The 25,948-nt window shown below is 67.1% G+C and carries 18 protein-coding genes, 1 tRNA gene, 1 other RNA gene and 1 pseudogene; 17 read left to right on the forward strand and 4 right to left on the reverse strand.

Features of this window, described 5'->3' with window-relative positions; genetic code table 11:
- Window positions 1-84 precede the first annotated feature (84 nt).
- The 3 genes and pseudogenes from boxB to ACV17W_RS19370 all read left to right on the forward strand — a co-directional run bounded on the left by boxB (window position 85) and on the right by ACV17W_RS19370 (window position 3,340).
- Window positions 85-1,511, forward strand: a pseudogene (gene boxB, locus ACV17W_RS19360) (benzoyl-CoA 2,3-epoxidase subunit BoxB).
- 29 nt (window positions 1,512-1,540) lie between these two features.
- On the forward strand, window positions 1,541-2,809 hold the full coding sequence (boxA, locus tag ACV17W_RS19365; RefSeq protein ID WP_462593985.1) for a benzoyl-CoA 2,3-epoxidase subunit BoxA: 1,269 nt from the start codon (window positions 1,541-1,543) through the stop codon (window positions 2,807-2,809).
- A gap of 87 nt (window positions 2,810-2,896) precedes the next feature.
- Complete coding sequence (locus tag ACV17W_RS19370; RefSeq protein ID WP_462593986.1) at window positions 2,897-3,340, forward strand: MaoC family dehydratase; 444 nt, start codon at window positions 2,897-2,899, stop codon at window positions 3,338-3,340.
- A 1,243-nt stretch (window positions 3,341-4,583) separates the two neighbouring features.
- On the opposite strand, the gene ACV17W_RS19375 is transcribed toward ACV17W_RS19370, so the two are convergent.
- Complete coding sequence (locus ACV17W_RS19375; RefSeq protein ID WP_462593987.1) at window positions 4,584-5,777, reverse strand: acyl-CoA dehydrogenase; 1,194 nt, start codon at window positions 5,775-5,777, stop codon at window positions 4,584-4,586.
- Between the two features lie 47 nt (window positions 5,778-5,824).
- Complete coding sequence (locus tag ACV17W_RS19380; RefSeq protein WP_462593988.1) at window positions 5,825-7,522, reverse strand: thiamine pyrophosphate-binding protein; 1,698 nt, start codon at window positions 7,520-7,522, stop codon at window positions 5,825-5,827.
- A 305-nt stretch (window positions 7,523-7,827) separates the two neighbouring features.
- Between ACV17W_RS19380 and ACV17W_RS19385 the strand changes: the two genes are divergently transcribed.
- The 5 genes from ACV17W_RS19385 (at window position 7,828) to ACV17W_RS19405 (ending at window position 11,580) form a co-directional block, all read left to right on the forward strand.
- Entirely contained in the window at window positions 7,828-8,712 is an 885-nt protein-coding gene (locus ACV17W_RS19385) for a LysR substrate-binding domain-containing protein (protein WP_462593989.1), read from the forward strand.
- 18 nt (window positions 8,713-8,730) lie between these two features.
- Window positions 8,731-9,696, forward strand: coding sequence for a site-specific tyrosine recombinase XerD (gene xerD / locus ACV17W_RS19390; protein WP_462593990.1), 966 nt, complete (start codon window positions 8,731-8,733; stop codon window positions 9,694-9,696).
- A 99-nt stretch (window positions 9,697-9,795) separates the two neighbouring features.
- The gene (gene ybaK / locus ACV17W_RS19395) at window positions 9,796-10,284 is read left to right on the forward strand and encodes a Cys-tRNA(Pro) deacylase (RefSeq protein WP_462593991.1); all 489 of its coding nucleotides are present in this window, start codon (window positions 9,796-9,798) and stop codon (window positions 10,282-10,284) included.
- Window positions 10,285-10,476: 192 nt separating this feature from the next.
- On the forward strand, window positions 10,477-11,055 hold the full coding sequence (locus tag ACV17W_RS19400; RefSeq protein WP_462593992.1) for a DJ-1/PfpI family protein: 579 nt from the start codon (window positions 10,477-10,479) through the stop codon (window positions 11,053-11,055).
- Window positions 11,056-11,175: 120 nt separating this feature from the next.
- Window positions 11,176-11,580 carry a ribbon-helix-helix domain-containing protein gene (locus ACV17W_RS19405; RefSeq protein ID WP_462593993.1) on the forward strand — a complete coding sequence of 135 codons (405 nt, stop codon included), beginning with the start codon at window positions 11,176-11,178 and terminating at the stop codon, window positions 11,578-11,580.
- Window positions 11,581-11,589: 9 nt separating this feature from the next.
- On the opposite strand, the gene pbpG is transcribed toward ACV17W_RS19405, so the two are convergent.
- Both pbpG and ACV17W_RS19415 read right to left on the reverse strand, forming a co-directional pair.
- Window positions 11,590-12,780 carry a D-alanyl-D-alanine endopeptidase gene (gene pbpG, locus ACV17W_RS19410; RefSeq protein ID WP_462593994.1) on the reverse strand — a complete coding sequence of 397 codons (1,191 nt, stop codon included), beginning with the start codon at window positions 12,778-12,780 and terminating at the stop codon, window positions 11,590-11,592.
- Window positions 12,781-12,965: 185 nt separating this feature from the next.
- Window positions 12,966-13,040: transfer RNA gene (locus tag ACV17W_RS19415), tRNA-Arg, on the reverse strand.
- Window positions 13,041-13,215: 175 nt separating this feature from the next.
- On the opposite strand from ACV17W_RS19415, the gene ACV17W_RS19420 reads away from it, so the two are divergent.
- From ACV17W_RS19420 to ACV17W_RS19460, 9 genes are all read left to right on the forward strand, one after another.
- Entirely contained in the window at window positions 13,216-14,415 is a 1,200-nt protein-coding gene (locus ACV17W_RS19420) for an MFS transporter (RefSeq protein ID WP_462593995.1), read from the forward strand.
- 3 nt (window positions 14,416-14,418) lie between these two features.
- On the forward strand, window positions 14,419-14,553 hold the full coding sequence (locus tag ACV17W_RS19425; RefSeq protein WP_462593996.1) for a hypothetical protein: 135 nt from the start codon (window positions 14,419-14,421) through the stop codon (window positions 14,551-14,553).
- A 54-nt stretch (window positions 14,554-14,607) separates the two neighbouring features.
- Window positions 14,608-17,283 (forward strand): PD-(D/E)XK nuclease family protein, encoded by a 2,676-nt coding sequence (locus tag ACV17W_RS19430; protein ID WP_462593997.1) that lies wholly within the window; start codon window positions 14,608-14,610, stop codon window positions 17,281-17,283.
- Window positions 17,280-20,720, forward strand: a complete 3,441-nt coding sequence (locus tag ACV17W_RS19435) for a UvrD-helicase domain-containing protein (RefSeq protein WP_462593998.1) — start codon at window positions 17,280-17,282, stop codon at window positions 20,718-20,720. Before ACV17W_RS19430 ends, ACV17W_RS19435 begins: the two co-directional genes overlap by 4 nt.
- 164 nt (window positions 20,721-20,884) lie before the next feature.
- Window positions 20,885-20,982, forward strand: an RNA gene (gene ffs, locus ACV17W_RS19440) — signal recognition particle sRNA small type.
- Between the two features lie 128 nt (window positions 20,983-21,110).
- Window positions 21,111-23,585 (forward strand): DNA polymerase III subunit gamma/tau, encoded by a 2,475-nt coding sequence (gene dnaX, locus ACV17W_RS19445; RefSeq protein WP_462593999.1) that lies wholly within the window; start codon window positions 21,111-21,113, stop codon window positions 23,583-23,585.
- Between the two features lie 63 nt (window positions 23,586-23,648).
- The gene (locus ACV17W_RS19450; RefSeq protein WP_462594000.1) at window positions 23,649-23,975 is read left to right on the forward strand and encodes a YbaB/EbfC family nucleoid-associated protein; all 327 of its coding nucleotides are present in this window, start codon (window positions 23,649-23,651) and stop codon (window positions 23,973-23,975) included.
- A gap of 18 nt (window positions 23,976-23,993) precedes the next feature.
- Window positions 23,994-24,602 (forward strand): recombination mediator RecR, encoded by a 609-nt coding sequence (gene recR / locus ACV17W_RS19455; protein WP_462594001.1) that lies wholly within the window; start codon window positions 23,994-23,996, stop codon window positions 24,600-24,602.
- A 22-nt stretch (window positions 24,603-24,624) separates the two neighbouring features.
- A complete protein-coding gene (locus ACV17W_RS19460; protein ID WP_462594002.1) occupies window positions 24,625-25,920 on the forward strand; it encodes a CaiB/BaiF CoA transferase family protein in 1,296 nt (431 codons plus the stop codon).
- Window positions 25,921-25,948: the final 28 nt, after the last annotated feature.

The raw sequence follows: 25,948 nt of genomic DNA on the forward strand, positions 1-25,948 counted from the left end.
CGGGGCAGCCGGCCCGCGATCGAGTTCACTTTTTTCGGATAGCCCCGGCGGCCGGCAAGGCCCGCCCACCAAGGAGCAAGAGACATGTCAGGCATCAACTACAGCGACAAGATTCCGAATAACGTCAACCTGTCCGGCGATCGGGCGCTGCAGCGCGCGCTGGAACACTGGCAGCCGAATTATTTGCAGTGGTGGCAGGACATGGGGCCGGACGGATCCCATGGTTTCGACGTTTATCTGCGTACGGCCGTCAGTGTCGAGCCCGATGGCTGGGCACATTTCGACCACGTGAAGATGCCCGATTATCGATGGGGCATCTTCCTGGCGCCGCAGGATGGCCAGCGCAAGATTCATTTCGGCGAAAACCTGGGCCGTGACGTGTGGCAGGATGTGCCGGGTGAACACCGCGCCAACCTGCGCCGCATCATTGTGACGCAGGGCGACACCGAGCCGGCCTCGATCGAGCAGCAGCGCCACCTGGGCATGACCGCCCCATCCCAATACGATCTGCGCAATCTGTTCCAGATCAACGTAGAAGAAGGCCGCACCTCTGGGCGATGGTGTACCTGCTGCATCGCTATTTCGGACGCGATGGCCGCGAAGAGGCCGATGCGCTGCTCGAGCGCAGTTCGGGCGACGCGGACAATCCGCGCATTCTGGGTGCGTTCAATGAAAAGACGCCTGACTGGCTGGCGTTCTACATGTTCACTTACTTCACCGACCGCGACGGGAAATTCCAGTTGTGCGCGCTGGCCGAGTCGGGGTTCGATCCGCTGGCCCGCACGACAAAGTTCATGCTGACTGAAGAAGCCCACCACATGTTCGTGGGCGAATCGGGCGTGTCGCGCATCATCCAACGCACGTGCGACGTGATGAAGCAGCTCAAGACAGACGACCCCGCAACGGTGCGCGCGGCCGGAGTGATCGACCTGCCCACCATTCAGCGATATCTGAACTTCCACTACAGCGTCACCATCGATCTGTTCGGTGCCGACCAATCTTCGAATGCGGCCATTTTCTACAGTTCGGGGCTGAAGGGGCGCTACGAGGAAGGCAAGCGCACCGACGACCACCAGCTCAAGAACGACACCTATCGGGTGCTGAGTGTGGAAGGCGGCCAGTTGCGCGAGATCGAGGTGCCCATGCTCAACGCGTTGAACGAAGTGCTGCGGGATGACTTCATTCGCGATTCCAAGGCGGGTGTGGGACGGTGGAACAAGGTCATCGAGAAAAGCGGCCTGCCTTTCCGGCTTTCGGTTCCGCACAAGGCGTTCAACCGCCAGATCGGCACGCTGGCCGGCATTCGTGTGGCGCCGGAAGGCGAAGTGCTCAGTGAATCGCAGTGGCAGGCTCACAGCCACAAATGGCTGCCCACGCCGGAAGACCGCGAGTTCGTGGCGTCGCTGATGGGGCGGGTGGTCGAGCCCGGCAAGTTCGCCAACTGGATTGCGCCGCCTGTGATGGGCGTGAACCGACAGCCGGTGAACTTCGAGTACGTGCGGTTCAACTAAGGCGTGCCTACGCGACAAGGAGCCCGGCCATGAATGCGCGCTTGCCGCCCGAAGTGCTCAGGCAGCATCTCATCGACCCGGAGGTCTGCATACGCTGCAATACCTGCGAGGAAACCTGCCCCATCGATGCCATCACGCACGATGGCAACAACTATGTGGTAGATCCGGACATCTGCAACGGCTGCATGGCCTGCGTGCCGCCATGCCCGACCGGGTCGATCGACAATTGGCGGACGGTGTTGAGGGCGCAGGCGTACAGTGTGCAGGAGCAGTTCGGCTGGGAAGAGCTGCCGCAGGAAAAACCCTTGCCGACCGCGGTCGCCGGGGGTGAAGCCGCCAGTGCAGACACCGACGCAGTGCCCGAAGCGATTGAAGCCCTTGAGGCGGCGCAGACGCTCGAATCGCCGGTGCTGCTGGCGCCCGGGGCCAATATCCCGCCCTGGTCGGCGGCACATCCCTATGTGAATCTGTACACGCACAAGTCCCCGGCCGTCGCCACGGTGGTGGGCAATTACCGGGTTACCGACGACGACACCGACAGCGATATTCATCACATCGTGCTCGACTTCGGCAACTTGCCTTTTCCGGTTCTGGAAGGGCAGTCGATCGGCATTCTGCCGCCTGGCTCGGACGCGCAAGGGCGCCCGCACCACGCGCGTCAGTATTCACTGGCCAGTCCGCGCGATGGCGAGCGGGCGGGCTACAACAACCTGTCTCTGACCGTCAAGCGCGTGACGCAGGATCATCAGGGTCGGCCGGTGCAGGGCGTCTGTTCGAACTATCTGTGCGATCTGGCCAGGAACGATACGGTGCAGGTGATCGGGCCGTTCGGGCAGAGTTTCCTGATGCCCAACCATGCGGGCGCCAATTTGATGATGATTTGCACGGGCACGGGATCGGCGCCGATGCGCGCCATGACCGAACGCTATCGGCGGCGCATTCAACGGGGCACCAACGGACGCCTGATGTTGTTCTTTGGTGCGCGCACGCAGCGTGAGCTGCCGTATTTCGGCCCGCTGATGAAGCTGCCTCGTGATTTCATCGATATCAACCTGGCTTTGTCGCGCGATCCGGCTCAGCCGCGACACTATGTGCAAGACTTGATACGCGAGCGCGCCACGGATGTCATGGACTTGCTGACGGACCCGAACACCTGCATTTATGTATGCGGGTTGAAGGGCATGGAGACGGGAGTGCTGGAGGCGTTGCGCGAGGTGGTCGTGCAAGCGGGTCAGGATTGGACTATCCTGCATGATGCGTTGCGCCGCGAAGGGCGGCTGCATTTCGAGACATATTAGCCGAGACGGGCGCGGCCTCGCGCCCCAATAACCATCCAGGTGTACCGGCGTGCCATGGCACGCCGGTTTTCGTTCGAGACGCCGATCATGAAGTTCGCTGATTTCAAAGAAGGGATGCTGATCCACGGCGGTCCGATTGTCGTGACCGAGGCCGAGATTCTGCAGTTTGCACGTCAATATGACCCCCAATGGTTTCACACCGATGTAGAGCGGGCCGCCAGCGGGCGATGGGGTGGGTTGATCGCCAGCGGTTGGCACACCTGTGCGCTGGCAATGCGCATGGCGGTTGAAGCGGCATTGCACGATTCCGAATCGTTTGGTTCGCCGGGCCTCGGGCAGGTGCGCTGGCGCGTGCCGGTGCGTCCGGGCGATACGCTGCGGCTGCAGGCGCGGGTGCAGGGGGTGCGGCGCTCGACGTCGCGTACTGACCTGGGGATCATTTCCTGGGCGTGGGTGGTGGTGAATCAGCACGATGAGGCTGTGCTTGAACTGGACGCGACGAGTCTTTTCGATCTGGGCGACGAAGGTTAAGCTGGTTGCAGGCCTGGCGGCCTGACGAGTCGCGCATTCTTGGGTGCTTGATGGGGTGGCCCGGGTAGGTGCGGACTGGCGGGGGCTTGATTTCATGGCGTTGGAGTGAGGAGTTGGCGTTGGGCCTTCGGGTTCTTGCGTCCGTCTCGCGCCGTCCGGCCCTGCGTTGCGGCGCACGTGCGTCGGGCTCGGGCGCATGCAGGCGCCCTCGGCCTGCTGCGCAGGCTTCCCCGCCGCCCAACGCGCCGCCCCGCAGGGCCGGACGGCGCCAGACTGCGTATGGATGGATTGGACGGTGGGGCTCCTGAAGGGCGGCTTCGTCGGTTACCTCGGGGTGCCTGCTGCTCGGCTTGGGGGCTTGATTTCATGGCGTTGGAGTGAGGCGTTGGCGTTGGGCCTTCGGGTTCTTGCGTCCGTCTCGCGCCGTCCGGCCCTGCGTTGCGGCGCACGTGCGTCGGGCTCGGGCGCATGCAGGCGCCCTCGGCCTGCTGCGCAGGCTTCCCCGCCGCCCAACGCGCCGCCCCGCAGGGCCGGGCGGCGCCAGACTGCGTATGGATGGATTGGACGGTGGGGCTCCTGAAGGGCGGCTTCGTCGGTTACCTCGGGGTGCCTGCTGCTCGGCTTGGGGGCTTGATTTCATGGCGTTGGAGTGAGGCGTTGGCGTTGGGCCTTCGGGTTCTTGCGTCCGTCTCGCGCCGTCCGGCCCTGCGTTGCGGCGCACGTGCGTCGGGCTCGGGCGCATGCAGGCGCCCTCGGCCTGCTGCGCAGGCTTCCCCGCCGCCCAACGCGCCGCCCCGCAGGGCCGGACGGCGCGAGACTGCGTATGGGTGAATCGGACGTCGTGGGGCTCCTGGGGGAGTGGAGGGTCCGTCGTTGCCTCGGGGTGCCTGCTGCTGGGGGAAGGGGGGCTTCATCGTTGCGGGGGCTGTGGGTTCGGACGGTGTCGGTCTGCATGGGGTGGGTGTTTTGGCGCGGGCCGTGCAGGGCGGCCGTGCCGCGCGGGTAGGCGGGCGCAGGTGCGAGGGGTGTCCAGGGGACGAGGCTGCGTGCTTCTGGATCGAGTGCAGGATGGGGCCGCACGACGGACTGTCTGGACGCACGGCGCGTCGTCGCTGCGGTGGGGGCAAGCTGGGCGGTGGGCCGCTGGGGCCATGGGAGCTTGCAAGTGCATCGGGCCCCTGGAAGGAGCCCGATGGTGCTTGCGGTGGACGCCCCGGAAGGGGCGCCGCGGGGTACGAGCGGTTTAGCTGAAGGCTTGGATGCCGGTCTGGGCGCGGCCCAGGATCAGCGCGTGGACGTCGTGCGTGCCTTCGTAGGTGTTGACCACTTCCAGGTTGACCAGGTGGCGGGCGACGCCGAATTCATCGGAGATGCCATTGCCGCCCAGCATGTCGCGCGCGAGACGGGCGATGTCCAGGGCCTTGCCGCACGAGTTGCGCTTCATGATCGACGTGATTTCGACGGCAGCCGTGCCTTCGTCTTTCATGCGGCCCAAACGCAGGCACCCTTGCAGGCCCAGCGTGATTTCGGTCTGCATGTCGGCCAGCTTCTTCTGGATGAGCTGGTTGGCGGCGAGCGGGCGGCCGAATTGCTTGCGGTCGAGCGTGTACTGGCGGGCGGTGTGCCAGCAGGCTTCTGCGGCGCCCAGCGCACCCCAGGCGATGCCGTAGCGGGCCGAGTTCAGGCAGGTGAAGGGGCCGCGCAGGCCGCTTACTTCGGGCAGCATCTGGTCGGCCGAGATTTCGACTTCGTCCATGACGATTTCGCCGGTGATGGAGGCGCGCAGGCCGACCTTGCCATGAATCGCGGGGGCGGACAGGCCTTTCATGCCTTTTTCAAGGATGAAGCCGCGGATCTTGCCGTCATATTCGCCACCAACGCACTTGGCCCACACGACAAAGACGTCGGCGATGGGCGAGTTGGTGATCCACATTTTGTTGCCGGACACGCGGTAGCCGCCGTCGGTGTGTACGGCGCGGGTTTCCATGCCGTTCGGGTCGGAACCATGGTTGGGCTCGGTCAGGCCGAAGCAACCGATCCATTCGCCGCTGGCGAGCTTGGGCAGGTATTTCTGCTTCTGGGCTTCGCTGCCGAATTCGTTGATGGGCACCATGACCAGCGACGACTGCACGCTCATCATCGAGCGATAGCCGGAGTCGACGCGCTCGACTTCGCGCGCGATCAGGCCGTAGCTGACATAGTTCAGGCCGGCTCCGCCGTATTCGGTGGGGATGGTGGCGCCCAGCAGGCCCAGTTCACCCATTTCGCTGAAGATTGCCGGGTCGGTCTGCTCGTTGCGGAAGGCATTGAGTACGCGGGGAGCCAGCTTGTCTTGCGCGTAGGCCGCGGCCGCGTCGCGCACCATGCGCTCTTCGTCAGTAAGCTGCTGGTCGAGCAACAGCGGATCTTGCCAGTGGAAGCTCGGGTTCGACGACATGAAAGTCTCCGGTATGAATAAGGGATAAAGGAAGGCGTTGCGGCGGATTATTTCTGCGACTGCAGCGCCGTTTCGCGAATTTTTTCCAGGGTGGTCGATGGCGTGATGGTTTCCGGATCGATCAGGCAATGCAGGATCGCCGGTTTGCCGCTCGCCAGCGCGCGTTCGAACGCAGGCCCGAACTGTTCGGTGGTCTCGACGCGTTCGCCGTGGCCGCCGAAGGCTTGCGCGTAGGCGGCGAAATCAGGGTTCTGCAGCGTGGTGGCCGAAACGCGACCCGGGTAATGCTTTTCCTGGTGCATGCGTATCGTGCCGTACATGCCGTTATCGACCAGCACGACGATGATGGGCAGTTGGTATTGAACGGCGGTGGCGAATTCCTGGCCATGCATCATGAAACAACCGTCGCCGGCGAAGCACACCACGGTTTTCTCGGGATGGATGCGCTTGGCGCCCACAGCGGCGGGCAATCCGTAGCCCATCGAGCCGGAGGTGGGGGCCAGCTGCGTGCCGTAACGGGTGAAGCGATGGAAGCGATGCAGCCACGTGGCGTAGTTGCCGGCGCCGTTGGTCATGATGGCGTCCGCGGGCAGCGTGCGCTCAAGGTAGGCCATGACTTCGCCCATCTGCAGCGCGCCGGGCGTGCGCACCTTGGTCGGGTCGCTCCAGTCGAGATAGGACTGTCGCATGGCGGCGGTGCCTTCCGCCCAGCTCGGCTGGGCCGGGCCGCGTACATCGGCCAGCGCGCGGGCAAAGGCAGCCGGTGAGGTATTGATGGCTAGCGTGGCGCGATAGACGCGGCCCAGCTCGGCGCTGTCCGGGTGCACGTGCACGAGCTTCTGGCGCGGCACGGGGATGTCGAACAGGGTGTAGGCCTGGCTGGGATTTTCAGACATGCGCCCCCCGACCAGCAGCACCAGGTCGGCGTCGGCAACGCGCTTGGCCAGCGCGGGGTTGATGCCCAGCCCGACATCACCGACGAAACAGGGATGGTCGGCCGGGAACAGCATCTGGCGTCGGAAGGACACCGCGGTGGGCAGCGACAGCCGTTGGGCGAAGTCGCCGAATTGCGCCACGGCCTGGGCGTCCCAGCGCGTGCCGCCTAGGATCGCGATGGGCGACCGTGCCTGCGCCAGCAATTGCTGCAGTTCGTCGAGCTGGCCGGCGGCGGGGGCCGTGTCGATCAGTTCGTAGCGCGGCGCATCTGGCACGCTGGCGGTCTCGGTCAGCATGTCTTCCGGCAGGGCAATCACCACGGGGCCAGGGCGCCCCGAAGTGGCAATGTGGAAGGCGCGCGAGATGAGTTCTGGAATGCGCTCGATCTGGTCGATTTCGGTGACCCATTTAGCCTGAGTACCGAAGACGGCGCGATAGTCCATTTCCTGGAACGCCTCGCGCTCCCGCATGCCGCGCTCGATCTGGCCCACGAACAGGATCATCGGGGCCGAGTCCTGCTTGGCGATATGCACACCGGCCAGCGCGTTGGCGGCACCCGGGCCGCGCGTCACCATGCAGATGCCGGGCTCGCCTGTCAGCTTGCCGTGCGCGTCGGCCATCATGGCCGCGCCGCCTTCCTGGCGGCATACCGTGACTTCGATATTGGCGCCATGCAGCCCGTCGAGTACGGCCAGGTAGCTTTCACCCGGCACGCAGAACACGTGCTTGACGCCATGGGCAGCCAGCTGGTCGACCAGGATGTGGCCGCCCAGCCGGGGCTCGCGTGGGGAAGAAGTAGAAATTGTCATAGTTAACCGGATTCCAAGGCGTCGAGGATAATGTTCCTTGCTTGCACAATGCAATTGATAAAATTGCACAATATAGTGATCTTTGGGCACGTAGCTGCCGGTTCACCCTGCCGGGCGGCGGGGACATGTTTCCCGGCGGCCCGCAACGGTCGTCGTCGGGCGAGGCCGCCCTGCGAATTGCCCGCCGCCGTTACGGTTGTCGGGCCCGTTGCCGTACACGAGGCCCGGCGCCCCGCTTCGGGCGCCCGAAGCCCGGATAACCCACGCCCGGCCCGTTGCCGTGCAAACCGCTATCTTCCCACGACATGAGAAACGGCATACCCAACCTTAGCGCTTTACAGGCTTTCGAGGCGTCGGCGCGCCTGGGCAGTTTTTCGCGGGCCGCCGAAGAACTCGCTTTGACGCACAGCGCGGTCTACCGCCAGGTGGCCAGCCTGGAGGCCCGGCTGGGCGTGCAGTTGTTCACCCGCGTGCGGCGCCGCATCGTACTCACGGAACATGGCGCCGAGTACGCGGGGCGCATCCGCCACCATCTGGACCAGATCGAGAAAGACACCTTCGGGCTGGTCAGCCGCACCGGCATGGGACGCAGCATACACATTGCCGTGGTGCCCACGCTGGCCACGACCTGGCTGATTCCCCGGCTGGCGGGCTTCCAGCAGCAGCACCCTGACATCACCGTCAGCCTGTCGGTGCGCACGCTACCTTTCCAGTTCAAAGACCAGCCCTTCGACGGCGCGCTCTACCATGCCAGCGGCATCTGGCCCGGCACCCAGGGGGTGCTGCTGTTTCCCGAAAGAGAGCTGGTGCCGGTCTGTGCGCCGTCGTTGCTGCAACGCATGGCCGACGGCCTGGGCGGCCTGGCCGGCCTGACGCACCTGCACCTGAGTTCGCGCCCGGAAGCCTGGCGCCAGTGGTACAACGCCCAGGGCCAGGCCTACGGCCCCCAGGCCGCGGGCGGACCGCGCTACGAACTGTTCACCATGATGCTGGCCGCCGCCGAGGCGGGCCTGGGCGTGGGGCTGGTGCCGCATTTCCTGGCGCAACCCGCCTTGCGGGCCGGCGTGCTGGTTCAGCCGGTCCCCCAGGTGCTGGCCGTGGGGCAGGGCTATTACTTTGGGTATCCGCAGCGCGAAGAGCGCCCCGACGCGCTGAAAGCGTTCGAGAGCTGGCTCAAGTCGGCCGCATAGCCCGTAGAATGCTCAGCCGTGTCTTCTGTCAATACCCCTCGCACGCCCCGCACCGCCCGCGATACGCCTCTGGCGTCGCAGGCGGATATTGACGCCTTCATCGATGCGGTGTGGCTCGAAGATGGCCTGGCCGCGAATACCCTGGCGGCCTACCGGCGCGACCTCACCGCCTTCGCCCAGTGGCTGGAAACGCCGGGTGAACATGGGGGCGCGGCCAGCGCAGGCCAATTGCGCGACGCGGGCACGGGCGACATCGAAGCCTGGTTCGCGGCGCGTCATGCCGATAGCCGCGCCACCACGGCCAATCGCCGGCTGGCCGCGCTGCGGCGATTCTTCGCCTGGGCGCTGCGCGAGCATCGCAGCCAGCGCGACCCGTGCTTGACCCTCAGCGCGGCCAAGCAGCCCCCGCGCATGCCCAAGACATTGAGCGAAGCGCAGGTCGAAGCGCTTCTGCGCGCACCCGACCTCAACACTGCCCGGGGCGTGCGCGACCGCGCCATGCTTGAAACGCTCTACGCCACCGGCTTGCGCGTATCGGAACTGGTGAACATCAAAGTGCTCGAGGTCAGCCTGAACGAAGGCGTGGTCCGGGTGGTCATGGGCAAGGGCGGCAAAGACCGCCTGGTGCCGCTGGGCGCAGAGGCCGCGCACTGGATCGACCAGTATTTGGGGCAGGCTCGCCCGGAGCTGGCGGGCCAGCGCGTCAGCGACGCGCTGTTCCTGACCGCGCGGGCGCAACCCATGACCCGCCAGGCTTTCTGGCAATTGATCAAGAAATATGCCGTGATTTCAGGAGTGCGCGCGCCATTGTCGCCGCACGTGCTGCGCCATGCGTTCGCCACCCATTTGCTCAATCATGGCGCAGACCTGCGGGTGGTGCAGATGCTGCTGGGCCATGCCGACATCTCCACCACCCAGATCTATACGCACGTGGCGCGCGAGCGGCTGAAGGCGCTGCATGCGGCGCATCATCCGCGCGGCTGACGGCGCCCGACCCCGGCAAGGCATGGTCGTTGCAGGACAGATGGCGCCTGCCTACACTACCGGCTTTTTCCTGCGCCGCATCGCGGCGCGACGCGCGCCATGAACAAAGCCCGCCACGTATCCGAAACGCCTGCCACACAGATGCTGAAGCGGCACGGAGTGTCCTTTACCGAGCACGTCTACGACTATGTCGAACACGGTGGCGCGGGCGAGGCCGCGCGCCAGCTGGCGCTGGATCCGCACGCCGTCGTCAAGACGCTCATCATGGAAGACGAGGCCGCCAGGCCGCTGGTGGTCATCATGCACGGCGATCGCGAAGTCTCGACCAAGAACCTGGCCCGCCAGGCTGGCCTGAAAAAAGTGGCGCCCTGCCACCCCGATGTGGCGCAACGTCATTCCGGATACCAGGTGGGCGGCACCTCGCCGTTCGGTACCCGCAAGCGCATGCCGGTCTGGGTAGAAGAACGCGTGCTGCAGTTTCCGGTGGTGTACATCAACGGCGGGCGGCGCGGGTATCTGGTCGGCATATCGCCTCAGATGCTGGTCGAACTGTTGCAGGCGCGGCCGGTGTCCGTGGCGTTGGAGTAAGCCCGGTCGGGCATCCCTGAGGTATTCGGTTACTACCCGCGCCACGCAGCGTGGCCGCACAATGGCCACAGCGTGTACGGGCCGGGCCGCGCGCCAGCGGCGCCGGGTATGCGGCTTGCATCGCGAGCCTATAAGGGCCGCCGCCGGAACCTCTCCGGCTCGAGCCTCGCGGCCCCCAACCAGGAGACCGAAATGGGCAAGAAACTACTGATGCTGGTCGGCGACTACGCCGAAGATTACGAAACCATGGTGCCGTTCCAGACGCTGCAGGCCGTGGGCCATACCGTGCATGCCGTGTGTCCGGGAAAGAAATCCGGCGACAGCGTTGCCACCGCCATCCACGATTTCGAAGGTGCGCAGACCTACAGTGAAAAGCGCGGCCATAATTTCGCGCTGAACTACGATTTCGAGCAGGCCGACCCCGACGCCTACGACGGGCTCGTGATTCCGGGCGGACGTGCCCCCGAATACCTGCGTCTGAATGAGCGGGTGCTCGAGATCGTGCGCCAGTTCAACCAGGCCGGCAAGCCCATCGCTGCCGTGTGCCATGGCGCACAGATCCTTGCCGCGGCGGGCGTGCTGGAGGGGCGCACCTGCTCGGCGTACCCCGCATGCGCACCGGAAGTCCGCGCCGCGGGCGGCACCTATGCCGAAATCGCCATCGATCAGGCTCATACCGACGGCAACCTGGTCAGCGCCCCCGCCTGGCCGGCCCATCCGGCATGGCTCTGGCAGTTCCTGCAGGTGCTCGGCACGCGCATCAGCCACTGACCGTATCCAGGCCGCCGCCCGGGCCCCACTGGCGCGCCGGGGGCGCACGGCTGCCCCAGCGGCACTTGCACGGCCCGGCGGCGTGATCGTACAGTGGGTTCTTTACCTGAAGGCCGCGTCATGTGCGAAATATTCATCCGTGCCCATCCCGACTCGTACGCGCCCGAAACGCGCTCGTTGCGCCTGCACGGTGCGGCCACCAGCGTGCGCCTTGAACGGCTCTTCTGGTCGGTGCTGGAAGAAATCGCGGCGCGCGACGGTATGCGTGTCGCTCAGCTGATCGAACGCCTCTACGACGAACTTGTCCAGTATCGCGGCGAGGCGGCGAATTTCACGTCGTTCCTGCGGGTTTGCTGCCTGCGCTATGAATTGCTGCAGGCCGATGGGCGCATTCCCACCGACGTAGCCGTGCCGATCCGTTCGCTCGATGCGCGGGCTGTGCTGGCGGGCATGCCCGACACCTTGCCCGACCCGTTGCCGGACCCGTTGCCTCAAGCCGAGGCCCGGCGGCGCGTGGCCGCCTGAGCCGGCTGATTACAGCATGGCCACGTCGCTCTGAAGAATGCGGCGCAGGCGCACCGCATCGCCGATGCGCGACAGCTTGCCCTGCGAATCCAGCAGCACCATGGCCACGTCGCGGCCATTGATGCGAGCCAGCATCACCAGGCATTCGCCGGCTTCGTTGATATAGCCGGTTTTGGATACTTTTATGTCCCAGTCCGGCTTGCGCACCAGCAGATTGGTATTGCGAAAGACCTGCGTGCGGTTGGCGACATCGACCTCATACTGGTCGTCCGTGGAATAGCGGTGTATCAGGGGGCGCTGCGCGGCCGCGCGCAGCAGACGGGCCAGATCGCGCGGTGATGACACGTTCTGGCTCGACAGCCCGGTAGGCTCGATGAAGTGCGTGCTCGACATGCCCAGTGCCCGCGCCTTGCTGTTCATGGCCGCCACGAACGCGGGCAGGCCGCCCGGATAGTGGCGTCCCAACGCATTCGCGGCGCGGTTTTCCGAAGACATCAGCGCCAGGTGCAGCATGTCGCCACGACTCAGGCGCGTGCCGACCACCAGGCGCGACGTGGTGCCTTTCAGCGTATCGATGTCTGCCTCGGTGATCTCCAGCATCTCGTCCATGCGCTGGTTGGAATCCACCACGACCAGGGCGGTCATCAGCTTAGAGATGGACGCAATGGGCCGCACGACATTGTCGTTCTTGGCGAACAGGACCGTCGAGGTTTCCAGATCTTGCACATACGCTGTGCTGGACCGCAGCGCCTCGATGTCGGCTCGCACCGAAGCTGCCGCGGCGGGTGCGATGGCGGCCGCCACGCGTGCGCGCTGGCGCGCCGCTGCGGTCTGGGCCGCCTTGCGTTTGGCCGCGACACTGGTTTTCCGGGACGTCTTGGCGTTCGAGGCGGACTGTTTCGTACGGGTTTTGCTGGCGACCGATTTCTTCGTGCTGCTTTTGCTGGCAGTCGCCTTCTTGCTGGCGGGCTTGATGGCCTTGCTCTTGGCGGAGGCCTTCGTCGCGGTCTTGGAGGCGGTTTTCTTGGTGGTCTTGGCGCCAGAGGCCGTGGCGGTGCTCTTCTTGGAGGCCTTGGCCTTGCTGGCCTTGCAGGCGGCCGATTTTGCGTCGGCCTTGCACGCGCTGGTGGTCTTGGCCGCCTGCGCCGCCTGGGGCAACAGGGCCGCCAGCGCCAATGTCAGCGGTACCAAGGCGGTCACGACGACGCGTTTCCAACGTAAAACCATAGAGAATCAGGATAAAAAGACGCGGACAGGGCCGAGGCAGGCTGTAGCGGAGCCGGGAAAAAGCCAGATGAATTATAGAGTTACGCGCCAGAATTAAACAGCTTTTTTAACTGTGGGGCGGCGCAGATTGGTAACCGGGGGGGACAGAGCGGCCGGGATGGCCTCGCCGGGTGGAATCGAACCACCAATTGACCCTTAGGAGGGGTCGGTTATATCCATTTAACTACGGCGAGTCGGCCTATGACCGGCGCCGCGTCGGCGCGCGCCGGCAAGAGCCGAATTCTAGCATCGCCCAAAGCGGTGCCGCCCATGGTCGAAAGCGACCATACTTGTATATGATGGCGGCTGCTGAATTGCCCCGCTGATCCGGCGCAGGGCCGGCGCCCGTTCAACCTGCAGGCAGGCCAGATGTCTCACCCTCCATCCATTTCATTGCGTACCGTGCTGTTGGGTACGCTGGTCGTGCTGCTTGCCATGGGCGTGCGCGCTACCTTCGGGCTCTTCATGCAGCCCATGGGCCTGGCCCAAGGCTGGAGCCGCGATGTCTTTTCCATGGCATTCGCCCTGCAGAACCTGGTGTGGGGCGCAGCCAGTATCCTCATGGGCATGCTGGCCGACCGCTACGGGTCGGGCCGCACCGTCGTGCTGGGCGCGCTGCTGTACGCGGCCGGCATGATAGGCACGCGCTTCGCCACGGACGAATTCAGCCTCTACATGACCGCTGGCGTGCTGGTGGGCCTGGGCCAGGCCGGCACGACCTTCCCGGTCATCCTGCCTGTCGTGGCGCGCTCGGTGCCGCCAGCCTATCGCAGCACGGCCATGGGCATCGCCAGCGCGGGTGGGTCCATGGGGCAGTTCCTGGTCGTGCCGGCCGGGCAACTGATGATCACTGGCCTGGACTGGACGGGCGCGTTGTGGGTGCTCTCGCTGCTGGTCGCCGCCGGCGCCCCGCTGGCGTACTTCCTGCGCGGCAAGCCCGGGGCCCATGCAGGCGGCCAGTCGCTGGCGGCCGCGGTGCGCCAGGCCATGCGGCATCCGTCGTTCCATTTTCTTTATGCCAGCTATTTTGTCTGCGGGTTTCATACCGCCTTCATCACGCTGCACCTGCCGGCGTTCGTGGTCGATGGCGGCCTGAACGCCAGCCATGGCGCCACTGCCATCGCGTTGATAGGCCTGTTCAACGTCATCGGTTCGTTCTACGCGGGCAAGCTGGGGGGACGCCACAGCAAGAAGATGCTCCTGGCTGGGGTCTATGGGCTGCGCGCCTTCGGCATGCTGCTGCTCCTGGCGGTGCCCCTGGCGCCGTGGGTGCTCTATGTGTTCGCGGCCTGGATGGGTCTGTTCTGGCTCGGCACCGTGCCCCTGACGCAGGGGCTGATCGGCCAGATCTACGGGCTGCGCTATGCCGCCACCCTGTCGGGTATCGCTTTCCTGGGGCACCAGGTCGGCAGTTTCATCGGCGTGTGGCTGGGCGGGTACGTCTATGCCTCCACGGGCAACTACGACCTGATGTGGTGGATCGGGGTGATTCTCGCCGTAGTGGCGGCGCTGTTGTGCCTGCCGGTGCGCGAGCAGCCGCTCGAGCAGCCGCTGCCGCAGGCGGCCTGAGCCATGGGACGGCGCACGCTCTGGCGCATCCTGGGCGGGGCGGCCCTGGCCGGTGTGCTGGCCCTGGGATTTCTCGGCTACACCATGCCAGAACTGCGCCTCAACTGGGAGACCCTGGCGGCCATGTGCGGGTTCTGACCCGAGCTTGCGCCGTACGGTTATCCTTGGCGATCTGTGCCTTCTTTGCCCGACATGTCCCACGACCTGGATACCCGCGCGACCATCTCTCTTGAACAGGCCGGCCAGTTGCCGGCGCCGCAAACGCTGGTGCTCACGGTCAACAATCGGCTGGCGCGGCGCCTGACGCTGGATCTTGCCGCGCAATTGCGCCGCGAGCGCCAGGTCAGTGAGTTGCCGCGTGTCTTGCCGCTGGCGGCCTGGCTGGCCGAGGCCGCCAATGAACTGGCGTTCACGCCGGGCGCCGATCTGCCGGCGCATCGGCTCGATACCTTCGCGGCGCAGATGGTATGGGCCGACGCGATCGAGTCCGAAGAAGCGGGCCGCGTCCTGCTCGACACCGCGCAGGCGGCGGCCCTGGCCATGGACGCCGACTCGCTCATGGATGAATGGCGGCTGCAGGTGCCGGCCGGCGCCGATACCGACGAATATCGCGGCTTCATGCGCTGGCGGCGCCGCTATCGCGAACGCCTGGCCGAAATCGATGCCGAGGACGCCAATCAGGGGTACGCCCGGGTGTTGCAAGCGCTGCAGCAGGAGCTCGTACAAGCCCCAAGGCATCTGGTGCTGGCGGGTTTCACCGATGTATCGCCACGTTTTGCCGCCTTGCTTGACGCTTTCCGGAATAGTGGCGCAGCCCTCGCATGGCTGAGCGACACCTTGACGGAACCGGCCGAGCCGCTGCGCTACGGCGCCGCCGACCGGGGCGCCGAGTGGCGTGCGGCGGCGGCCTGGGCCGCGCAGCGCCTGGCGGCTGATCCGTCCGGACGCTATGCCATCGTGTCGGCGCAGTTGCAGGCGGAATCCCCGTTTGCGCGACGCGTGGTCGGTCAGGCGCTGGCCGAAGGCGGCCACGCATTCAACGTGGCGGTGGGACGGCCCTTGAACGAATGGCCGGCCGTGCGAGCCGCCCTGGCGTGGTTGCAGGCGCTGGCCGACATGGCCGGGGCGGGCGCGGCGGCCGCCCCTGTCATGGGGGCGGCCCTGCTGGCTGGGCACTGCGCCGGAGACCGGCGCGATCTCGCCCGCTTGTCGGCCATCGACGCACGCTGGCGCCGCCAGGCGCGCGCCAGCATAGACGCCGCGCGTTGGCAGCGTGACCTCGGCGGGGACACTGCGCTGGCGGCAGCTTGGCCTCAGGCGCTGGAAATCTGGAGGCAGGCGGGCGAGCGAGCCACCACGGATCTCTGGATGCCCGTCATACGTGCCGCATTGGTGGCCCTGGGATTTCCCGGCGAACGGGCCCTGGACAGCGTGGGCTACCAGGTCATGGGGGCGTTCGGCGAACTGCTGGGGCGGTATGCCGCGCTGGCGCCGGCAGCAGGCCCGCTGGATGGTCGCGGCGCGGTCCGCCTGCTTTCCAGTGCGGCGGCCGCTTCGACGTTCCAGCCACAGCGCGATCCACTCGCGCGGCTCGACGTGCTGGGACTGCTGGAAGCCGAAGGCGGCCACTGGGACGGCGTCTGGATTCTCGGACTTACCGACGACGCGCTGCCCGCCACGCCGCAGCCCAATCCGCTCCTGCCCCTGACGGTATTGCGCCAGGCCGGCGCCCCGCGCGCCACGCCCGAACGCGAGCGGCAGTGGGCCGAAGCCCTCTACGCCGCCCTGTGCCGGTGCGCGCCCGAAGTCGTGGTGAGCCATGCGCACCTGGACGGCGAGCGCGAGTTGCGCCCGTCCCCTCTGATCGCCGATGTGGCGCTCATGGCCTGGCAGCCGCCACGGGCGATGGCGCCCGAGCCGCTGTCGCTGCAAGTGCTTGAGGACGATCGCGGACCTCCCCTCGAAGCCGCCGTTGACGGGCCCGTGGCCGGTGCCGCGGGTGGCCTCGACGTGCTCGATACCCAGGCGCGCAACCCGCTGTGGGCATTTGTGCGGCACAGGCTCGGGGCCAGGGCGCTGGCCGATTACGCCGACGCGGCAAACCAGAACGTTCGGGGACAGTTCCTGCACCGCGCCCTCGAGCTTGTGTGGCGCATGTTGCCCGATCAAGAACATCTGCACGACGCCATGGCCCAGGGTAGTCTGCCCGCCCTGGTCCGGCAGGCGGTCGACCAGGCCGCCGATGAAGAACTCCGTGCCTATCCCGAGGCATTGCGCGCCCTGGAATGTGAACGCGCCTGCGCGGTGCTGGCCGACTGGTTCCAGCTCGAAGCGCAACGCCTGCCGTTCGAGGTGGCCCAGGTGGAAGAAACCCACCAATGGTCGCGCGGCCCGCTGGCTCTGACGGTTCGGCTCGATCGCCTGGACCGCCTGCCCGACGGCCGGGCGGTGATTCTCGACTACAAGACCGGCATGACGCCCGGCAATCCCGAGTCCGACTGGGCCCGTGCACGTCCGGTGAACCTGCAGTTGCCGTTCTATGCCGCGGTGCTCTCCGGAGACTCGCCCGAGGCCGATGTGGCCGCGGTGGTGCTGGCGCAGGTGCATGCGCGACAGGTCGCCGCGGCAGGCCTGGCCGATACCGATCTGGGCCTTCAGGGCGTGCGACTGGGCGAAGCCAGCAAAGGGTTCGAGGGCCTGGCGTGGCGCGACATTCTGTTGCGCTGGCGTTCTGCCGTCGAGGGTCTGGCCGACGAGTACGCGGCAGGTTACGCGGCCAACATCGTCTACCGCGACGCCGACCTGAAATATTGCGACGCCATGCCCTTCTTGCGTCTGCACTTAGAAGACGACGAGGACGCGGCATGACGGCTTCCGCCCGCCAACCTTCCGACCACGCGGCGCGACTGCGCGCACTGGACCCCGCATCGTCTTTCCTGGTGCAGGCTCCGGCCGGCTCCGGGAAGACCGAGTTGCTCACCGACCGCATCCTGGCGCTGTTGGCCACGGTGAACCGCCCGGAAGAAATCGTGGCCATCACGTTCACCCGCAAAGCCGCGTCGGAAATGCATGCCCGGGTGCTGGGCAAGTTGCGCGATGCCAATGGGCCCATGCCCGACAGCGAGCATGGCCGGCGCAGCTGGCAGCTGGCGCGCGCTGCGCTCGAACGCAACGATGCGCTGGGCTGGAAGCTGTTGCAGCATCCGGCCCGGCTGTCGATACGCACCATCGACTCGTTCTGTGCCGGCCTCGTGCGGGGCATGCCCTGGCTGTCCGAACTGGGCGGCATGCCGGACATCGCCGACGACGCCCAGGCCCACTATGATGCGGCGGCCCGGGCCACGCTGGCGTTGGCCGACGATTTCGAGGCCGTGCGCATTCTGCTGGCCCACCTGGACGTCGATACCCAGGCGGCCGCCGAGGCCATCGCCGCGATGCTGGGCCAGCGCGATCAATGGCTGCCGCTGCTGGTGCATGGCACCGACCGCGACGCATTGCAGGACGCGCTGGCCGAAGCCATCGGCGAGGATCTGCAGGCGTTGGCCCGCGCGATGCCCATGGGTTGGGACGAAGCCTTGTGCTGGCCCGCCCGCATGGCCGCCGCGGCGCTCGATGCAGAAGGTCCCACGCACGCGCTGGCCGCCCTGCGCGACTGGGAGGGGCCGCTCGCGCCCGACGCGGGCCAGCTGGCTCAATGGAAAGCCATACGGCACTTGCTCCTGACCAGCGAGGGAAAGTTGCGCCGCACCGTCAACAAGAATCATGGCTTCCCGCCCAAGTGCGAACATAAAAACGCGTTCACGCAATGGCTGGAAAGCGCCGATCCCAAGGCGGCCTGGATCTGGATGCTCGACTCCATCGACAAGGTGCCACCGGCTGAATTCAGCGACGCGCAGTGGCGCGTGCTGGGCGCGCAGTTGATGACGCTGAAGCTGGCCGTGGCGCAGCTGCACCTGCGATTCGCAGAAACGCGCGAAGTGGATTTCATCGAGATCGCTCAGAGGGCCGCCCATGCGCTGGGCAGCGCCGACGATCCCGGTGAATTGCTGCTCAAGCTCGACGCGTCCATCAGGCATTTGCTGGTCGATGAATTCCAGGACACCAGCCTGACGCAGATACACCTGCTGGCAACGCTGACTTCGGGCTGGCTCCCCGGAGACGGGCGCACGCTGTTTCTGGTGGGCGACCCCATGCAGTCCATCTACCGCTTCCGCAAAGCCGAAGTCGGGCTGTTCCTGCAGGCGGCCGAGCAGGGGGTTGGCGAGATCGCGCCCACCTTCCTGCAGCTTACCGACAACTTCCGCTCGCAAGGCGGCGTGGTGGAATGGGTCAACGCCACGTTCCGGGGGCTGCTGCCGCCGCGTAACGACGCCGCCGCGGGCGCCATCGCCTACACCGATTCGGCGGCTTTCAATGCACGGCTGCCCGGCGAGCCCGTCTGCTTTCATGCAGCGTTCAGCGCCGACGGCGCCGCGGCCGCGGATGCTGCGGCTGAAGCGCTGACGGTGGAGCTGGTGCAACGCGCGCTGGCCGAGCGCGACCCGGACAGCCGGCATCCGGTGGCTATCCTGGTGCGCGCGCGCGGCCATCTGGGCCAGCTGGTGCGCCGGCTGACACAGGCGGGCATCCGCTGCCGCGCCGTCGACCTGGTGCCGCTGGCCCAGCGTCATGTCGTGTCAGACCTGGTGCAACTGCTGCGGGCGCTCTCGCATCCGGGCGACCGCATGGCCTGGTTGTCAGTGTTGCGCGCACCGTGGTGCGGCCTGACGCTGCGCTCGCTGCACGCGCTGTTCGGCCACGATCTCGCCACGCCGGTTCCGGTATTGCTGGCCGATGCGCTGCGCGTGCCCCGTCCCGCCGCCGATGCCGTTCCCACAGGGCAGAGCCTGCCGCTATGGGATGCCCCGGCGCCGGAGCCGTGCCGCGCTCAACGCGTGCTCGCCCCCCAAGAGTATGCGCGGCTCAGTCAGGTCGGCCCGATTCTGCTCGATGGCGCCAATGCCAGCGGCGCCATGCCGCTGGCGGCGTGGCTCGAGGCCTTGTGGCGCCGGTTGGGCGGCGCGGCCCTCTACGGGGGCGCCAGCGCCGCCGAAGACGCGGAAAGCCTGTTCATGCTGGTCGAGCGGCTGGCGCCGCACGGCGGTCTGGATCCGGCGCGGCTCGATGCCGCCCTGGCCCGGCTGTACGCCTCGCCCGAGGTGGGCGATGACGATGGTGGCGTGGTCGAGATCATGACCATGCATAAGTCCAAAGGGCTGCAGTTCGACACCGTCATCCTCTATGGGCTGCACAAGTCGCCTCGCGCCGAACGCGCGCCGCTGGTCAGCTTCGAGCACAGCGGGCAACGCGTGCTGTATGGCCCCGTCAAGCCGCGCGCGGATAAAGACGCCGATCCCATATCGCGCTATCTGGCCCTGCGCGAAAAACGCCGGGCCGACTACGAAACCGACCGGCTGCTGTATGTGGCCGCGACTCGTGCTCGCCATCGGCTGCACCTGGTGGCCAACGTCGCGATCGATCGCGCCACAGGGCAGGCCAAGCCGCCGGCAGCGGCCAGTTTGCTCGGGCGCTTGTGGGATTGGCTGCCCGCTCACCAGAAGACGCCGCCGGCCGACTGGCAGGACGCCCAGCCAGCGGCCGCCGACCCTGCCGACCCCAGGCGCGGCGAACCCTTGCGACGCCTGGCCGACGATTCGATTCGAGACCTGGCGTCGCGGCATACGGCCATGGGCGGGCCGGGGTTCGCGATCGGAGGCACGCTGGGGCAGGGCGCCGAGCACCCTTCATGGCAGCTCGAGACGGCGTACGATGCCGCGGTCGGCACGCTGGCACACGCGTGGCTGGCCCGGATCGGCCATGACGGCATGGCGGCCTGGCCTGCCGACACCCTGCGCCGTTACCTGCCTGTCATCCAGAAGCAGCTTACCCGGGCCGGCCTGCCAGCGGCGCAGTCGCCCGAGGCAGCCCAGGCCGTGCTCGACACCTTGTTGGCCACGCTCGATCACGAGCGCGGCCGATGGCTGCTGTCGCAATCGGGCGCGCGCCGCGAATGGCCGCTGATCGATGCCGCGGGTCGGGTATCGGTCATCGATCTGGCGCTCAGTACCGAAGATGGCTGGCTGATTGTCGATTACAAAACCGCCCGGCCGCATCCGGGCGAATCGCCGGCTCATTTCGCCGCGCGCATGCGAGAGCGCCACATCGACCAGCTGAAGCGTTACTGCGCACAGGTCACCGCCCTGGACAACCGGCCCGCGCGCGCTGCGCTGTACTTCCCGCGCGCGGAGCTCTGGATCGACGTATAGCGCCGCACTTGCACTGTCTGCACCCCCGTGACGCGCGACCGCGCAAAGACCCGGCCCCCGCCAGCCGGCCCCTCCGTTTGCGGCGGGGGGGCGGACCATTGTCTTCACGGGCCCGCAACCTAGTCCGTCGGCGGGCTTTTCCCCGCTCTGATAGAATCCAGGTTGGCGGGCCCCTTCGCATGGTTCGGCGGTGAACCTGGTCAGGTCGGGAACGAAGCAGCCATAGTCGTTTAGGATCAGTGCCGGAGTAAGGCTCGCCTACCGGTTTCCCCAAAGGGGCGCCGTAATCGGAACGAATTGCCAGGGTTTGTGGCAATTCGCGCCCTGGTTGCGGCGCCCCTTTGCATTTCCGGCGCGCAGGCCGCGCGCAACTGGTTCTACAATCCGCCCATGACTTATCTGGTACTGGCCCGCAAGTGGCGGCCGCGCTCGTTCGATACCCTGGTAGGCCAGGACCACGTCGTGCGTGCGCTCACGCATGCGCTTGATTCGCAGCGCCTGCATCATGCGTGGCTGTTCACCGGCACGCGGGGCGTGGGCAAGACCACCTTGTCGCGCATTCTGGCCAAGTCGCTCAACTGTGAAACCGGCATCACGTCCAAGCCTTGTGGCGTATGCCGAGCGTGCACTGAAATCGATGCGGGCCGCTTTGTCGATTACCTGGAACTCGACGCCGCTTCGAACCGTGGCGTCGACGAAATGACCCAGCTGCTCGAGCAGGCCGTGTATGCGCCTGGCGCGGGCCGCTACAAGGTCTACATGATCGACGAAGTCCACATGCTCACCGGCCATGCGTTCAACGCCATGTTGAAAACGCTTGAAGAACCGCCGCCGCATGTAAAGTTCATCCTGGCCACCACCGATCCCCAGAAAATTCCGGTTACCGTGCTGTCACGGTGCCTGCAGTTCAACCTGAAGCAGATGCCGCCCGAGGCCATCGTGGGCCATCTGCAGGCCGTGCTGGCCGACGAAGCCGTGGGCTGCGAACTTCCGGCCTTGCGCCTGATCGCACAGGCCGCGGGCGGCTCGATGCGCGACGCTCTGTCGCTTACCGACCAGGCCATCGCATACAGCGCCGGCAACCTTACCGAAGAAGCGGTACGCGGCATGCTGGGCACCATCGACCAGCGGCATCTGGTCCGCCTGCTCGAAGCCCTGCCCGCCGGCGACGCAACCGGTGTGCTGGCGGTCGCCGACGAACTGTCCACACGCGGGCTGTCCTATGCCGGCGCGCTGGCCGACCTGGCGGTGCTCTTGTCGCGGGTGGCCATCGAACAGCGTGTGCCGGGCGCCACGCCGGCCGACGATCCGGTGGCCGGCGACATTGCCCGCCTGGCGGGGGTGTTGCATCCCGACGCCGTTCATTTGTTTTATTCCGTGGCCGTGCACAGCCGGGGCGAATTGTCCCTGGCGCCCGACGAGCACGCCGGGTTCATCATGGCCTGCCTGCGCATGCTGGCGCTCTGCGGCCAGGCGGGCCCGGCCACGGCGGCGCAGCCACCGGCAGCGGCCGTGGGCATGCGGTCCCAGGCCGCTCCCAGTCTGGCAGCCGGCGCCGAGCGCACCGACGGTCCGTCCCGCTCCGAACCGGTGACGGCCCGCCCTCCCGCGGCAGAGGCTGGCGCTGCCCCGGCCGACTCAGCCGCCGCCCGCCCCGGCGCGGCACCCGCGCTGGCCGGTCGTGCCGGCCCCGCGACCTCGGCAACGGCGCGCGCTGCGCAGGGCGTTGCCGCGGAGGCGGGCGCGTCCGCCCCTTCCGCGCCGGCAAGCGCCCCGGAAGTTGCTGCGACCGCCGTCGTACCGAGTTCGACCACCCGTCGCGCACTCAGTGAGGCCGATTCACAGATCGCATCGCCAGCCGGGGCCGCGAACCCGCCTGCACACATGTCCGCCGCGGCACCCGGCGTGGCGCCGACCGCAGCGGCCGCCTCCACGTCTGCCCTCGACACCCCGCCCTGGGAAGACCTGCCTGGCACGCCGCCTCCCGACGCGCCGGACGGCCGCGAGGCGTCACCGGCCGGTGACGCGGCGGCCAGTGCCGTGGCGGCCAATGCCGTGGCGGCCAGTGCCGTGGCGCTCGATCCCGGCGCCGGCAATCCCGTGGCCGGCAATCCGGTGGCCGATGGCGCCTGCGCCGATGCGTCCGCCCTCGCGAAGGCGCCCATCGACGCCCCTCGTGCGACCCCGGCGTCCGGTTCCGGCAAGCCCGCGACGGCCGCGTTGGCTGTGACGCCCGCCGCCACGCTGGCAAGGGCGCCGGCTGCGGCCTCCGAGCCGCTCGACGGCCCGCCCGCCTGGGTGGATGAAAGCATTCCCGACGACGCGCAGGGCGGTTACGCGCCCGACAGCGAATTCACGGCCGATCCCGAAGACGACTTCGAAACCCTGGCCACCGCCGGCCCCCCGGTTGCCGAACGCGCCCCCCCGGCGCAGCGGCCCATGCGGCGCCCCAAACAGGCTCCCGCGCGTCTCGACGCCATGTCGCCTGCCGAATGGCCCGCCCTGGCGGCGCGCCTGCCCGTCACTGGCCTCGCGGCCGAGCTGGCGCGCCAGAGCGAATGGGCCGGCGTCCAGGGCGATGCGGTCGTGCTGAGAGTCGCCGTCAAGACCCTGGCCGAAAGCGAAAGCCGCGTGCGCCTGCAGACAGTATTGTGCGAACATTTCGGACGAGGCCTGCGGCTGGAAATCGAAGTCGGCGCCACCGGCGACGCCACGGCGCATGCGGTGGCCCAGATTGAACGGGCCGCCCGCCAGCAGGCCGCCGAAGACGCCGTGGCGGTCGACCCGTTCGTGCAGGCATTGCAGGCCGATTTCGGAGGCCGCGTGGTGCCGGGCTCGGTGCGCGCCGTCGACCCGGCCGCCTGACCGGCCCCGCCGCCGTCGCCGACTGAACCTCAGATTTTTCCCTCACCCAAGGAATCAAACATCATGATGAAAGGACAACTCGCCGGTCTGATGCGCCAGGCGCAGCAGATGCAGGAAAACATGAAGAAGGCCCAGGAGGCCCTGGCCGAGATCCTCGTTGACGGCGAATCGGGCGGCGGCCTGGTCAAGGTCACCATGACCTGCCGCCACGACGTCAAACGTGTCGCCATCGATCCCAGCCTGCTGGCCGACGACAAAGACATGCTCGAAGACCTCGTTGCCGCCGCGTTCAACGACGCATTGCGCAAGGCCGAGGCCACCTCGCAGGAAAAGATGGCGGGCGTCACCGCCGGCATGCCCATTCCGCCGGGCATGAAGCTGCCGTTCTAAGTCGCCGCCCGCAACGCGATGGATCCCCAGCTGCCTGAACCCGAGCCACTGGTTGCGCTCATCGAGGCCTTGCGCCGCCTGCCCGGCGTGGGCGTGCGTTCGGCCCGGCGCATGGCTTATCACCTCATGCAGCACGACCTGCAGGGGGCTGACATGCTGGGGCGGGCGCTGGCGGGCGCGGTGCAGAACCTGCGCCACTGCGCCCGCTGCAACAGCTTCACCGAAGAAGAAATCTGCGCCACCTGCGCCAATCCCAAGCGCGACACGTCGCTGCTGTGCATCGTCGAGACTCCCGCCGACCAGAACATGATCGAGGCCAGCCACGGCTACCGCGGCCTTTACTATGTGCTGATGGGCCGGGTTGCGCCGCTTGAAGGCATCGGGCCGAGAGAGCTCGATTTCGAGCGGCTGATCCAGCGCGCCACCGATGGCCAGGTCCAGGAAGTGATTCTGGCCACCAACTTCACCGCCGAAGGCGAGACCACCGCGCATTTCCTGGGCGAAGTGCTGGCGGGCAAGGGGCTGAAGATCACTCGTCTGGCGCGCGGTGTGCCGGCGGGCGGAGAGCTCGAATACGTCGATGCGGGCACCATTGCATGGGCCCTGATGGAACGCAAGTCCACCTAGGCGCCCCACCCAAGGAGACCCCATGTCCGCGCTCAAGGGCATCAAAGTCCTCGAACTGGGCACATTGATCGCCGGCCCCTTCGCCGCCCGCATGTTGGGCGAGTTCGGCGCCGATGTCATCAAAGTTGAAACCCCTCACGGCCCCGATGGCACGGGCGGAGGTGACCCCATCCGCAGCTGGCGGCATCTGCACGAAGGCAATTCGCTGTGGTGGACGGTGCAGGCACGCAACAAGCAGTCCATCGCACTCAACCTGAAGCATCCCCAGGGTCGCGACATCGCGCAGCGCCTCGCGCTCGATGCCGACATCGTGGTCGAGAATTACCGCCCCGGCGTGCTCGAAAAGTGGGGCCTGGGCTATGACCAACTTCGGGCGCTCAATCCCGCGCTCATCATGGTGCGCCTTTCCGGATATGGCCAGACCGGCCCCATGCGCGACGCGCCCGGATTCGGCGCGATCGCCGAGTCCATGGGCGGGCTGCGCTATGTGTCGGGCCACCCCGACCGTCCGCCGGTGCGGGTCGGGATTTCGGTCGGGGACTCCATCGCGGCGCTGCATGCGGTCATTGGCGCAATGATGGCCCTGCGTCATCGCGATGCCACCGGCGGTCGCTGGAATGGCAAGTCCGGGCCCCAATGCGTGGCGGGCCAGGGCCAGATGGTCGATGTGGCGCTGTACGAATCGGTGTTCAACCTGATGGAAAGCCTGGTGCCCGAATATGACGTCGCCGGTGTCGTGCGCGAGCGTACGGGCGGCGCGCTGCCCGGTATCGTGCCGTCCAATACGTACACCACGCGCGATGGCCAGAACGTGGTCATTGCCGGCAATGGCGACGCCATCTTCAACCGGCTGATGCGCGCCATCGGCCGCGACGACCTGGCCAACGACCCGCAACTTGCGCGCAACGACGGCCGGGCGCGCCGGGCCGACGAAATCGACGGCGCCATCCAGGCGTGGTGCAGTACGCAAACCATCGACCAGGCGCTCGAAGTGATGCGCGGCGCCGACGTTCCGGTGGGCAAGATCTACAGCGTGGCCGACATGTTCGCCGACCCGCAGTTCATCGCGCGGGGCATGATCGAGCAGCATCGCTTCCCCGACGGCACTCCGGTCAAGCTGCCGGCGGTCGTCCCGCGCCTGTCCGAAACCCCGGGCGGCACCCGCTGGCTGGGCCCGCGACTAGGGGAACATACCGAAGATGTGCTGAGAACGCTGGGGTATGATTCTGCGGCAATCGCCGAACTGGCCCGGACCGGCGCTATCGGTCTGCCCACATCGCCAGAATCGCCAGCCCGCGCTTGCCCAAAGCCAGAATGACGGCCGGCCCGGCCGCATCCCCGTCACA

This window comes from Bordetella sp. MIP270_01_BMS (genome assembly GCF_054958705.1).